The 12,535-nt window shown below is 44.5% G+C and carries 9 protein-coding genes; 4 read left to right on the forward strand and 5 right to left on the reverse strand.

Annotated elements, in window-relative coordinates:
* The first annotated feature begins 364 nt into the window (after nucleotides 1–364).
* Together QUB70_RS10870 and QUB70_RS10875 are read left to right on the forward strand one after the other, a co-directional pair.
* On the forward strand, nucleotides 365–2,299 hold the full coding sequence (locus QUB70_RS10870) for a type IV secretory system conjugative DNA transfer family protein (RefSeq protein WP_332980236.1): 1,935 nt from the start codon (nucleotides 365–367) through the stop codon (nucleotides 2,297–2,299).
* The gene (locus tag QUB70_RS10875) at nucleotides 2,299–3,459 is read left to right on the forward strand and encodes a hybrid sensor histidine kinase/response regulator (protein ID WP_332980238.1); all 1,161 of its coding nucleotides are present in this window, start codon (nucleotides 2,299–2,301) and stop codon (nucleotides 3,457–3,459) included. The genes QUB70_RS10870 and QUB70_RS10875 overlap by 1 nt, the downstream gene beginning before the upstream one ends.
* An 81-nt stretch (nucleotides 3,460–3,540) precedes the next feature.
* Here QUB70_RS10875 and QUB70_RS10880 read toward each other — a convergent pair whose 3' ends face one another.
* From QUB70_RS10880 to QUB70_RS10890, 3 genes are all read right to left on the reverse strand, one after another.
* The gene (locus QUB70_RS10880) at nucleotides 3,541–4,218 is read right to left on the reverse strand and encodes a response regulator transcription factor (protein ID WP_332980239.1); all 678 of its coding nucleotides are present in this window, start codon (nucleotides 4,216–4,218) and stop codon (nucleotides 3,541–3,543) included.
* A gap of 161 nt (nucleotides 4,219–4,379) precedes the next feature.
* Nucleotides 4,380–5,060, reverse strand: coding sequence for a hypothetical protein (locus QUB70_RS10885; protein ID WP_332980240.1), 681 nt, complete (start codon nucleotides 5,058–5,060; stop codon nucleotides 4,380–4,382).
* 298 nt (nucleotides 5,061–5,358) lie between these two features.
* The gene (locus QUB70_RS10890) at nucleotides 5,359–5,790 is read right to left on the reverse strand and encodes a helix-turn-helix transcriptional regulator (RefSeq protein ID WP_332980241.1); all 432 of its coding nucleotides are present in this window, start codon (nucleotides 5,788–5,790) and stop codon (nucleotides 5,359–5,361) included.
* A gap of 337 nt (nucleotides 5,791–6,127) precedes the next feature.
* Between QUB70_RS10890 and QUB70_RS10895 the strand changes: the two genes are divergently transcribed.
* Nucleotides 6,128–7,279 (forward strand): hypothetical protein, encoded by a 1,152-nt coding sequence (locus tag QUB70_RS10895; protein WP_332980242.1) that lies wholly within the window; start codon nucleotides 6,128–6,130, stop codon nucleotides 7,277–7,279.
* Nucleotides 7,280–7,405: 126 nt separating this feature from the next.
* Here the strand turns inward: QUB70_RS10895 and QUB70_RS10900 are convergent, their stop codons facing one another.
* Together QUB70_RS10900 and QUB70_RS10905 are read right to left on the reverse strand one after the other, a co-directional pair.
* Entirely contained in the window at nucleotides 7,406–8,587 is a 1,182-nt protein-coding gene (locus QUB70_RS10900; protein WP_332980243.1) for a hypothetical protein, read from the reverse strand.
* A 209-nt stretch (nucleotides 8,588–8,796) separates the two neighbouring features.
* Nucleotides 8,797–11,442, reverse strand: a complete 2,646-nt coding sequence (locus QUB70_RS10905; protein ID WP_332980244.1) for a DEAD/DEAH box helicase — start codon at nucleotides 11,440–11,442, stop codon at nucleotides 8,797–8,799.
* A gap of 415 nt (nucleotides 11,443–11,857) precedes the next feature.
* Between QUB70_RS10905 and QUB70_RS10910 the strand changes: the two genes are divergently transcribed.
* Complete coding sequence (locus QUB70_RS10910; protein ID WP_332980245.1) at nucleotides 11,858–12,460, forward strand: hypothetical protein; 603 nt, start codon at nucleotides 11,858–11,860, stop codon at nucleotides 12,458–12,460.
* Nucleotides 12,461–12,535 lie beyond the last annotated feature (75 nt).

The following is a 12,535-nucleotide window of genomic DNA, read 5'->3' on the forward strand; positions in this document are numbered from 1 at the left end:
TTTTCATAATTTCAGAAATCGCGTATTAGCTTGTTTTTCTGATTAGATAAAATTATCACCACAAGTTCAGGAGAGCCCCATTGTTTACCTATTTGTGTCATGGTCTCCCCCTAAAGGCGATAGCCGTTCTGTGAAATATCGACTTATTTTATAGGGAGTAACCCAATACACTTAGGTTAGCAATCTGACTTTTAATAGATGCCTATATCTCCCGTAAATTCATGGTATCAAATTCGTCTTAAAGGTTAACTGAACCGTATTAGCTACTAATTAATCAAGCTGAATCAAGCCAATCAAGCTGAATTAATCCAATTGTTTTGATCGAGAACAATTAAACAATAAACTAACAAGCCAACTAATTAACATGAAGAATTTGCAAATTTTGCCTAATACTAACAAACATACCTTAGTACCAATGGCAGTTCAACCTCCTAAACGTTCGTTAACTAGCATTGATTTTTCCGGGTTGTTGGGTCAGTTCATGAATCCTGAAGGACTTTCAATGTTAGGGTTATTACTAGCTCTGGCTGTCATCTCTAAAATCATCGGAATTGGCAAGGGAAAAATTACCTCCGGTCGGTTGTGCGGGACGGCAGAAAAGATGACAGCGACGGGCTTGTCTCTCAAACAAATAAAAGAGAAAAAACGGCAGCCCGTTACTTTATGGAGCGGCACGCCGACTTATTGGTTTAAGAGCGTTAAGGGGTTGAGCGCTAGATTGCAAACGCTATTGGGTGCAAGTCCGACGATTTGGTTTCCTCACGCCGAACGCGGCACTTTAGTTATTGGTGCCCCTGGCTCTGGTAAAACATTCAGCGTGATTGACCGCATGGTTGAAAGCGCATTTCACCAAGGCTTTCCTGTGATTATTTATGACAAAAAAGGAGACCAAATGAAGCTGAACGCGCCCTTAGCAGTGCGCTACGGCTACGATGTACAGGTGTTTGCACCGGGGGAAGCTTACAGCGGCGTTATCAACCCTCTTGATTTTATGAGAGATGCACAAGATGCAGTAATGGCCGCAGAAATTGGACAAGTTATTGCTCGAAATGCAAATTTGGGGGAGAGCAAAGGTAACGAGTTTTTCGAGAAAGCAGGGGAATTGATGGCTAAGGGATTAGTGCAGTTAGCAAAGAGCAGTCTATACCCGGATTTGGCAATGGTTTATGCAATTATTCAACTGCCAGATTTAGTCAAGCGCATCGACCACGCCGTTCACCGTCCCGACGGTCATCCGCTGAAGATGGACAGGTGGATTGCTTCTAGTTTTTCGCAGTTATTAAGTTCAAAAGATGCGGAAAAAACTGTGGCCGGTATTAAGGCAACAGCAGAGGCAACTTATTCGAGTTTTATTCAAAAAGATTTGCTACGAGCGTTTATTGGTCGCAGCACTATTCCGGTTGTTCTAGAAGGCAAAAAGTGCATTATTTTTAAATTAGATGACCAAAGACGAGCTGTAGTTGGGCCTCTATTGGCTGCTGCTATTCACTTGTGCGTGGTGTCTAATTTGAGTCGGGTGCGTTCTGACCCATTTGTGTACTGTTTAGACGAATTTCCGTCTCTCAAATTCGACAGAATGGATCAGTGGGCTAACGAATACCGTTCCGCAGGGGGTGTGCCGATTGTTGGCATTCAAAGTTTAAACCAATTGTACAATCTCTATGGAGATAAAAAAGGGGCTGCGATCGCCAGTGCTCTGTCAACTCACGTCTTGTTCAACCCCGGTGACTTTGACACAGCCGAAAAATATTCCAAGCGCTACGGAGAAGTGGAAGTGCTGGTGAAGAATCGTTCTACAGGCAGTTCGACGGGACAGCAGACGAGCCGCTCTGTCAATTGGAGCGAACAATTGCAAAAGAAACCCCTAATCAGTGCTGACGAGATTTTGCGGTTTCCTCAAGGCAAGTGTGTCATTACGAATCCTGGTTACGGAACGGGTGCGGAAGCTCTGTTTCCCTATCTGATCAAGATTCCAGTGCGCTCCGGCGACATCAAGCGAGTCAAAGATTCTGAGGCTCTTTGGGATAGTAGCATTTGCCCGCAGCTCGAACGCAGAGCCTCGGCACTGTCTGTGGAACGGGAGACTGGTCGATCGATTAATATTGATGAAGAGCTGGACAATCGGATTAAAGCAGCTTACCAATTATTGCCGCATCCCAACGATCCAGAAGAACCCGTGACTGTGGCTGATGTTGAGTTGCGGGTTGACGCTCCTGACGCGAACAGCGTGGCTGGGGAAATAGCAGTTAGCAATATTCGCAAAAAACTTAAAAATTTGTCATTTGGTGGCGATAGATAATGGAGCAAACTAAACAATTTTTGGCTGATATTTTGATTGTTGACGATATTCCCGCCAACGTTCAATTACTTTCTATGATGCTCATTGAAAATGGCTATAAAGTCCGCAAAATTATTGACCCAAAGCGAGCTTTAACAGCCATAAATTTGCAAAAGCCGGATTTGATTTTGCTCGACATAAAAATGCCCGGTATGAATGGCTATGAAGTCTGCCGTCAACTAAAAGCATCGGAAATTACTTGTGACATTCCTGTAATTTTTATCAGTGCTTTAGATGACATATTTGACAAAGTAAAAGGGTTTGAGGTGGGCGGTGCTGACTACATTATCAAACCTTTTGAGCCTGTTGAAGTGTTGGCGCGGGTATCTGCTCAACTTAAAATGCAGCGTTTACAGCAGCAACTTCGCTGCGCTAACGTGCAATTGGCTGCACAAAATGCTCAGCTCAGCCAGGAAATTCAAGAAAGACAGCAAGCAGAAGCCAATTTAAAAATGCTGTTGCACGCTGTTTCGCACGATTTGCGATCGCCTATATCGGGAATGTCGCTGCTGCTGCGGAGTTGCCTCAATAATGCTGCCAGTAACATTGCTATTGATAGGCGGACTGTGGAGGTTATGGTGCAAAGTTGTTCGCGCCAACTTCAGTTGATTGAGTCACTAACAGCAACACAACAGTTTGATGTGAAAAGTGCTTCTTTAGCAATGAAGCCGCTGTCGCTGCCCGCTTTAGTCCAAAATATTCTTATTGAAAGATTACCAATTCTCAACCAGCATCGAGTCAAGGTTAAGCAGCTTTTTGCAGCAGATTTGCCTTTAGTCAATGCTGATGCCCAGCAGCTCTGGCGGGTGTTTGGCAATCTGATTGACAATGCTGTTAAATACAATCAGTCTGAGTTTATTTTGACTGTAGAAGCTAAAAAGGAAGGTGAGATGGTTCGCTGTACGGTTGCAGACAATGGGGCAGGAATTTCTCCTCAGCAATGTGCAAGATTATTCGAGCCTTATACGAGGGGAGTTGGAGTTAGTTTAAGGCAAGGGTTGGGATTGGGACTTTACATTTGCAGGCAAATTGTTGAGGCTCACGGCGGAGAGATTGGCGTTGATAGCGAATTGGGAAAAGGAGCTAGGTTTTGGTTGACCTTGCCAAAGTTTGAAGATTAACAAGATGCCATAATTTGCTACGCGATAGCTACGCCTCAAAAACCACTTTTTTTAGAACAATTAGAAGCTGCCTTCCAACGGCTAAACCAGCCCCAAGCGCAGTGCTTTAACGGCTGCATGGGTGCGATCGCTCGCTTCAAATTTAGCTATAATCATCTCTACATGACCTTTGGCGGTGTGGACGCTCATTCCTAGTTGAGCAGCGATTTGTTTATTGCTTTTACCCTCAACTAGCTGCTGCAAAACCTGCATTTCCCGTTCAGTCAGCTTGATGTCGTCATTCGCATAGCTATCGGGCGGCGGCGTTTTGAGATTTTGCAGTACGCAGTCAGCAATCTTAGGGTCTAGGTAGCTCCCACCTTCCTGCACAGCCGTAATCGCTACTAAAAGTTGTTCTGCGTTAGTGCCTTTAACGCAGTAGCCATGACCGCCGCTTGACAAAGCCGCCATTACCTGAGTTGGATTGCTGTGGTGGGTGAGCATCAGGATGCGAGTATGCGGCAGTGCGGCTCTAATTTGCTGCGCGGCTGCAACACCGTCGATTCCGGGCAAGTCAATGTCCATCAGCACGATGTCTGGTTGGTGTTGCAGTGTGGCACTGACGGCTTCGTTACCGTTAACAGCTTGTGCGACTACTGTTAAATGGGGTTGGCGATTGAGGATATGCTGTAGCCCGATCTGCATCATCGGGTCATCTTCAACTATTAGGATGGTTTTTAGTTGGCTTATTGTTGGTTGGGTGGCGGTAGTTGCAGTCACGGCTAACATTCCTACTACATTTATCCATACCTATTGTTTTTCCTCATCTTAAAGAGTGCCATCCTCCTATGGATAGAAGAAACGTATTAATATTTTGGCGATTGCGTCGGGAATAGGGTGCATATCTCTCGATAGGAGGATGGCAATAAAATGTAAACTGATTATATCGATACTTCGTTGATTTCATCCAAATTGATAGCTGTTGCTACTTCCTTCGGTTGAGGTGTTAGATAACCATTGAGCTTGATAACTGTTTGTTCTCTCTCTCGTTCAATGGTAGTCAAAAGCCAATTTTGAGTTTGTCGGTGTTGCTTGCTGTCCCAGGCAAACTGAACTTTTTTTGCTGGTTGAGTCGGATGCAGTGCCAAAATAATTAGTTGCAGCTTGTGAGGCTCCATCTCGAAGAATTCAGCAGCTACCCATAACTTAACTCGGTCTTGCCAAGTCAGTACAGGATGGCGAATCGCCCACTCAAATAGTCTGGGTGTTCCTTTGACTAAACCCACATTTGTACGGACTTGTATCACTTTAAATGGAGAAGAAGGGGAAGAATTTTCTTCTGTCACTCCCCTTTTTTTTCGGTCTAGTTTTGTTTGAATTGGAATGTCAACAAACATTTTTCGCTGCGGTAAAAACAGTGATGGCGATAGTTCTTTGAGCTGGAAAACCCACTGCTGGAACTGGGGGTGACTGTTGAGAATTGGCTCGACAGGTAATCCCATTAAAATTTGCTTGACGAGCAGTTGCAAGTGTTCTTGCAGATAGGAAGGAACAAGAGGTGGTTCTTGTAGTGGGCTAGTATGAATAGTTTGATTGAGGTCTGATAGAGTAAGGAGGTACATTGCTCAGAGGATAAAAGGCTGAGCAATAGCGGCGATCGCCAGAAGTAAGGGAGAGTCTTTGCTGACAACTTAAGACCGATCGCTGGAGTCAAGAGTCAGGATTCGGATACTTAACGATTCCTCGATCGCCCCGATTTGAGTTTTCTAGCCAAAATCCGAGTCAATTCCGAGCGTAATTGCTGATTGACAAATGCTTCTGCCGCTTAAGTTGTCACCAATTGGGGGGAGTAGGGATGAGACGGTGACTTGGACGGTTTCTCAACAGAAAACCGTGAGGGGCTGGCTGCTCGTTACTTAACTATACAAGTTTGGCTAAAAATGCTACTGATGAAGAAATGATATCGGCAATATCATCGGGATCGAGGGAATAAATCTTTGCTAAAACTTCTTTTTTAATTTTTTCAGAGCCTATCTTCTTGCTGCCACTCACTTGACCTATCGCCACCTCATCCAAACCGCGTTGATAAACTGATAGGGATATATCTCCGTCCAAATAAAGTTGCAGAGTCGTGGTACTGCCACCGCTTAACTTTGCCAGTTGCCGAAAGTTCTTAGAATCGGATTCGGGTATCGTTTTCCCCTTTAACCACCGATATACTGTTGAAAAATCTACTCCGATAGCTTCTGCTAAAGCGCTTTGAGTCCAGCCTTCTTTCAGCAGCAGCTCGATCAACTGAGTCAGCCGCTTTTGGCGATCGAGTATAAGAGAAGACACAGAGCTAACAGTCACAAGTGCTTACCTGACGCTATTACCGTACATTATTTTACTTTCTGTAGCAGAGAAACCTCTCCGCTACAAAAGGGAGGGATTGAGACAAGACCTTTCGAGAATCAGATAAATTACCTCGGATCAGATAAATTACCTGGCACTATACATCTATTTAACGGTAAAGTCCTTGTATTTGCAAGGTTTGAGCAATTTTTTGACGATCGCATTTTTGACTGCCCCTGCTGTATTTTACCCCTTTTATACAAAATTTGAGCAATCAAAGCCTAAATCGATTACGCAACCACCCTTGCATTATGCAATACTTAATATTGCACCGCGCAAGAGAGACGGAACATCAATGTCATCCTCCAACACAGTTCCCGGTTCTGATGCACATAACTTCTCTGTTGTTCTCCGCGCTGAACTCACTGCGAGAGTTGCACAGGACTGCCAGCCAAACAAAGCCGACGCTAAAAATTTGTCTGCCCAGATCAGTACGCTCACTGATGCTGAAGCATTAGAATTAAGCAGCTTGGAATCTACAGTCGAACGGAGCTTGAAAGCTTTCTGGGAAATAGGGCAAGCTTTGCGCCAGATCCGGGATCGGCGCCTCTACCGACAAGACTTCTCGACTTTTGAAGACTATTGCACTAATCGGTGGGAAATGTCTCGTCGCTGGGCCTACCAATTGATTGACGCGGCAACCGTCTATGAAAATGTGCGCCATGGCGCACAAATCCTTCCCGCCAATGAGCGCCAAGTTCGCCCTCTCGCTGCACTACCCTCCCAAGAGCAGCCTAGGGCTTGGGCCCAAGCTGTTGCTACGGCTCCTAACGGCAAACTTACGGCTTTTCACGTTGCCCGAGTTGTTGAAGAACACCAGAAGAAAATTTCGACGAATAAGTCTAACAACGAGAACAGTTCCAAAAACCAACGAACTCTTTCAACCAATCATCCATCATCAGACGGTAAGATTTCAGCAGCTACTCAAGAGAATGCTGGGGCATTGGGAGCAACATCCAGTCAGACAGAAACTCAATGCCGAAGTTGCTGGAACTGTTACCATTGTAGTTTTGAGCCAATTCAAGGCAACCCCCACAGTTTTTATTGTCAAAAGCTAGGCAAACTAAGCTTTATTGAAAAGGATGGTGACGAACGGGGAGCGGAATGTAAATTGTGGGTCGATCGATGGATCCAACCAGAGTTAGTCAAAAAGGCAACACGAGCTCAACGAGATACTTTTACCTTAAGTTTACAGCTCCCGATACACCTGCAAGCCCAGATGCAAGATGCGGCTAAAACTCAAGGGCTGGCTGTAGCAGATTGGGCTGCACAAGTCCTCAAAGGAGCAGTTTCTACAATCAGTTTCGCTTGTGAAGTCCAGCCTACTCATAACATTACGCCCGCCGCCACAAGTGAGAATCATGTTTTGATTCCCAAGTCGGTTCAAGGTCAAACCAGTAGTGGTGTTGATGTAGCTCAGAAGCCAGAACCAACAGCAGCCACTTGAGGATATGCAATCGCGCTATTGTTTTCTGTGTAATTCGCAACTACATCAGTCTCTGACAAGGAGAATAACGTTTTTACTCACCTCTTCACCTGCACCACAAAAATCGTTCGATAGGTAAATATTGGGCTAAAAATCGTCCAAATTAAACAGCGAAAATTGGTGAGGCGATGTTGTCTTATTTCTGGGTCGGCGTTTGCCCTTAACAACTTCTTGAACTACTGGATTAGAGTGAATTGATGTCTTCTCATTCAAGTCAATAACTTCTGAGCTTTCTCCTGAATTTATTTCACGTTCGACTGGACAATCAGTATCATTTTCAGCCGGGGACTCGACTGGCTCAAACCACTCATTATACCAATAAGCAGCGTTCATTGATTGAGGTCGATCGCTACTTAAACTATTGCCGAGGAGCAAGTCAGTTTGACCCAACCACCAAATCGGAACAGCCAACCAAGGTGAAAACATATAAAACTGAAACAAAGCGCATTTTAACAGAGTAGGGTCTATATCTTGACCGATACCGCTCAAACAGTAATTTGACTGTGTTAACATTAAAGCTCCCGTACCGCACGCAGGTTCATTGAAGCTGGAAATTCGCTCTGTCTTATCACCCCTGACTAACTTAGATATCAACTGACACAAAGCTAAGGGTGTCGGATAAAACCCTGAACTTTTTTGAGCAGTCTTTCCGCAAATTTGGGGTAGCAGTCTGCCCATATAATCTTCAGGATACAGCATGAGAATTGACAGGTCAAACATCTGATAAAGACGCATTGATGCACCTTCACAGCCGGCGGGTTCTTTGGGTAAAATCTTGTAAGCTGGATGTCCGAATGCGAACAAAACCCAGTCCAAGAAAAATTCCAAATAGTCCCAAGCTGACCAAGTTTTCCATTCTCCATGTTGAGGAATGCAATTGAGAGTGTTATCTAGCATGGCTTCTGCGGTAGGAGAATGCTGCCATTCGATTTGGGGAATCGGTTCTGCTGGCAAAGTTTCCTCAATTACAAATTTGGGTAAAATTTCTGGTTTTCTGTTCTCCAGAATAGCTAGCATTGGCTCCATCTTCCACCGCATCCAGGCATGAGCGGGGACAGCTTGACACAAAGCCCAATAATCCCACCTTCCCCATAAATATCGGTCTATTTGTGCGAGAATTGTCAAAAGCCAGCCCGGCTTTAAATCTCGTTTTAGGTTAGGGATTAAAGCTGTCTTTTTCTTTAGTTTATAGGGTTGCTTTCTGAAATGTAACAGCGTTGACTCTCTAGTTTGGGAGTCAATAACTGGTAAGACAAGCTTGTTTTTCATGAGTAGAAATCTGAAAAATGCGCCCCTAAAAACCGCAGTAGCGGTTCGCACAATTCTATGTTGATGCAAGCATCGTCTTTAATAAAAATAGAAAAAAAATGGAATAGAGCGTAGCTTTTTTTAAACGAAAAAGCTACACTCTATTCCCCACTCCCCTCTTCCCTATTTCTTTCTCCCCATTGCCCTTTCTCAGCCGTCTATTCCACCAATTATTTTGATATTTGAGGAGTAGAAAATGCTTCGCACAGCAGCAGCCCCACCTGCTTGAGTAAAGCTTTGTTACCATCAGGGCATCCCGACTGAATCAAACATTGAGGACAGCCAGAACTGCAAGGACAACTGCGGGCTAACTCAGCAGCCGCATGAGCTAATTGAGGGAGAGAACGAAAAATAGCTTCCGAGGTTCCCGAACCCCCTTCTGCTAAATCGTAAAAGAGTCCTGCATAGTCATTTGCACCTCTCTTTTCTACCACAAAATTCACATCATTAGCTGAAGCCAAAATAGTCAGAGGTAGAGCTGCTAAAATTTGATGACCAAAACTGTGAATAGCCAACAAATTCGCGGGGTACTCCCACAACTGCTGATATCCGGGAGGAATCGGCTGTTGAGACTGAAGCAATTCCTGGCGAGTAGCTGTTACTACGTGTTGCAGGTAACATTCAACCGGGGAATTCAAACTAATTTGCAGTACAGGAGTCGCAAATTTTATTTCGTAAGCTTGCTCAAAGTTTACCTCATTAAGAACCGATGTTAGCTCAGCCGAGCGAGTTCTCTTGCCACAAACAGGACAGACAGTACATTTTGATAAAGGCTCTCGGTAATTGACGCATTTTCTATTGAGACAAGTTAACTGGTAATTGCGAGTCAATAATTGATAACCCGTGACAAGTTGGCTAATTTCTCCCCAAGCCAGTTCCAGAATAGCTTGAGCTGGAATTGCATTACTATCCGTTGAATTGGTTTGAACATTTCCTTCAACTTCTGGAATAACCAACGGGATTTGTTGAGGCAAACTCAAATTCTGCTTGAGGCTGGTATCAGTGTGGCTAATCGCTAGAGTAAACAGTCGAGTTTCAGGGGTGTTTTGCAAAATAGCTTTGCCATTCAAGAGCGAGCGCGAAGTATAAGTCACCAAACAGCCGTCTGAGTTTTGCGTGCGGTAAATAGCACCAGGAAATACCTCTCGATAAGCAATCTCCGCACTGAGGAGTTCAATCTCTTCTTGAGTATCCGCATCCACCAGTTGTATCGTGCTAGCACCCGTTCCCCCTCGAAAGTTTACATCTTTATGCGGAAAGCCCTTAGCCCATAATTTATCCCGGCTTTTGTGAAGAACACCTTGCTCAATTAAAGCCGTTGCAATTTGAGGAGCGCTCTTGCCAAAGTAGTGCTTGAGCTTACTGGCAGGAATGCCTGTTTCGACAGCCGCGCACATCAAATGTTTGGCAATATCTATGGGATAATTGGCATTAAAGCTCACTAATTCAGATTCTGCCGACAGCAACAATTCAGGGCGAGCGGCAAAATAGTTATCCAAAGGTGATTGTGCAATGGGAATGAAGATAATTAAACCGGAGTTTGTGCGACCGGCCCGGCCAGCCCTCTGCCTGAAAGCTTGCAAGCTTCCCGGCCATCCCCTAATAATAGCAAAGTCAAGTTGAGGCAAATCAATTCCCGCTTCGAGAGCGCTGGTGCTGAGGATACACTTAACTGTTCCTGACTTCAAAGAGTTAATAATTCCCATGCGGCGCTCGCTGGTTAAACTGCCGTAGAAAATTGCTACTTGCGACTCAATTCCAGAGTTAGTTTGAGTTACAGCTTCTTGCTTAAAAGTTGCCCACAAGTTTTTTATTGCTTGTCTGCCGTTACCGAAGCAAATTCCGCTTTGCCCTTGCTGCAACAAAAACATAATGATGCGTGCAACATCGGAATTAGCATCATGAGTCGGTTTAGTAACAATTAATTGCCGTTCTGGGACAGCAGCTCCGCTAGAGTTAATCCAAACTAACCGCTCTGATTTATTGATATTTCGCTTTCGACTTCTACCAGATAGTAACTTCGCTAATTGAACGGGATTGCCAACGGTAGCACTCAACATCAGGAATTGCAGTTTTTGAGAACAACCTCCGCGCTCGTCTACTGCCAATTTTAAGCGGCGAATTAAGCTAGCCATGTTAGCTCCGTAAACTCCGTTAAAAGTGTGAGCTTCATCTAGGACAATATAGCGGAGACGACTTAAAAAGTGCTGCCAAGGCTGACTCCAGTGAACGCCTTTCAGCGCATAGTGAATTAACTCTGGTGTTGCGCTGATTATGCTAGGATTTGCCGCCAATAATTGTTCTCTGGTTTGGGGAGGAGTATCTCCAGTTAGAAGTGCAAGGCGCGGGCGCGCAGGCTCAGGAATCAATTCGAGCAAATCGGCAAGTTTTTGACTTTGGTCGGCTGTTAAAGCTTTCAATCCATAAATAGAGAGTGCAGTAAATTGATGTTGGAGAATGCCCTCTAAAATAGGCAAGTACGCACTTAAAGATTTGCCAGAAGCTGTTGCTGTGCTGAGGATGACATCTTTGCCCTGGCGCACGGCTTTGAGTGTTTTAATTTGGTGCGAATAAAGCTGTTGAATGCCTTGGCGGTGCAAAGCAGAAATTATTGAAGGCGGCAAGTCTTGAGGAATTTTGTAGAGCTTAGGAGTTGTAGCGGTCGCGATTGTATGATAAATAACCTCTTCGCCTAAAAATTCACACAAATCGGCTGTTGCAGTTGGCTGCAAGTGGCTTGCTTCTGGGAAGTTATTTTGGTGAAAATCATGTCTGGCTATTAGTTGTGAAAGAAGGTTGATATAATTGGGAGGCATTGGTCACTCTAAGAATGAATCTTTTCTCTCTTACTACCGATAGGTAGGAAAAAGAACGAGAGAGGAAATTCCAAAAAAACCCACTGGGAGTCTGACTGAAATTGGTGGCAATTATGGGTTTTAATTCAGGAACTAGGGAAACGGTAGGCCTCTGGCTCACTGCGCTCACGCCCCGCCTCGTGAGGCACTATAATGAGTCTTGCAGAAGTCGTGAAACTCTCTTCTCTTTCCGACCTTCGCGTGCTAGCGCTAACGCGCCGCTTCGCTAACGTGTCTTCGCGGTTCGTTTAAAACTTGTTTTTTTCACAACTTATTTAGACTGGCTATATAATTAGTACAGTACACTTTACCAATTACTAGATGTACCTCATTTAACCCAGAAATGTTATAGTATGTGATTGAGAATAATAAACCTATGCCTTACAGTAAATTTACTCTCAGCAAAGCTGTAGAAGATTTTCATCTCACAATCATTGAAGGAGCGCGTTTTTTACCAGAAATACTCCCAGTGACTCCTAGTCTTTTACTACAAGATACTCTTAAAGAAACGATTCCATGGGCGATCGCGGTGAGTAGCGAAAAAGCTCGTTCTGAGGGTATTATCAATCCCGTATTACTGGAAGTAAAACGCCAACTTCAAGGACAGATTAGCGTTTTCTCTGGCGAAGAATTCAATGTAGAACCGGAGGCTGAACTCACGGGCTATGTTGACTTTCTCCTGAGTCGTTCCCCGGAGCAACTATTTATCAAAGCTCCTGCGGTTATACTGGTGGAAGCCAAGAAAGAAGACCTTAAACCTGCTCTTGGGCAATGTCTTGCAGAAATGGTGGCAGCTCAACGCTTTAACCAACAAAAGCAACAGCCGATATCGACGATTTATGGAACGGTGACTAGCGGTACAGTTTGGCGTTTTCTTAAATTAGAAGAGCAATGCGCGTCCATTGACCTTACAGATTATCCGCTTCCTCCGGTTGAGCAAATCTTGGGCTTTCTGGTTTGGATGATGCAGGAAAGATGAGCTGCTTTTAAACGGTTTTTGGGTATGTCAGTTAACTGATTTTCAAATATGAGAGTGCGTTCGTACCCTCAAAAA

The organism is Microcoleus sp. A003_D6, from assembly GCF_036702825.1.
Classification (GTDB): Bacteria; Cyanobacteriota; Cyanobacteriia; order Cyanobacteriales; family Microcoleaceae; genus Microcoleus.